The 786-nt window shown below is 60.8% G+C and carries 1 protein-coding gene; it reads left to right on the forward strand.

All coding sequences use genetic code 11. The annotated features are described in order from the left end of the window. Positions 1 to 553 (forward strand): dihydrofolate reductase family protein (locus JF66_RS19320; protein WP_035880510.1); only part of this gene is annotated, 553 nt, incomplete at its 5' end. Between the last annotated feature and the right edge of the window lie 233 nt (positions 554 to 786).

Below are 786 nucleotides of genomic sequence, written 5' to 3' on the forward strand. Positions count from 1 at the left end.
GGCAAACGGCGGCAACAATGACGAGCTCGATCCCGGTTTTATGCGCGGCGGCTGGGCAATCCCGACCGGCGATCAGGAGTCGGCCGCGTACATCGCTTCGACGTGGCAGCGCGCGGACGCGTTTCTCCTCGGCCGCAAGACCTACGGACTGTTCGCACGATATTGGGGTGGTCAGACCGACGACTCAAACCCGTACTCAGGCGCAATGAATCCTCGACCCAAGTACGTCGTGTCCAACACCCTGACTAATCCCGCCTGGAAGAACACGACAGTAATCTCGGGAGATATCGCGGCGAGTGTCAGAAAGCTGAAGGCGCAGCCAAGCGGCGAGCTGGTGGTCGTGGGCAGCGGCATGCTGGCGCGCTGGCTGATCGAAAACGAACTCGTCGACGACATCAACCTCATCGTGTGCCCGGTCATCGTGGGCGAGGGGCTACGGCTGTTCCCGCAGCACGGCAAGGACTTCGGGCTCGAACTGGTCTACACTCGGGCGTTCCCGACCGGCGTCTCCGCTCACACCTACCGGCCCACCGGCCGCCCCAACTACGCCTGACAGAGGAGCGAGTCAAGTAGTAGGTGATCAACGTCATCGACTACCGAAACGAATCGTTCTTTTCTTAGAAGATCCTGAGATGGCAGGCGGGACTCTGGAGGGATGGGCACAGGCACTCACACATGCATCCGTTTCGCACGCACCGTCATTTCCGCTGTCGGCGTCATACTCGCAGTCATGATCAGCGGGTTCGTGCTGGAATCATCTTCCGGGTGGACGTCCACGGAAATGGC

Origin of the sequence: Cryobacterium sp. MLB-32 (assembly GCF_000738085.1) — a bacterium.
Classification (GTDB): domain Bacteria; phylum Actinomycetota; class Actinomycetes; order Actinomycetales; family Microbacteriaceae; genus Cryobacterium.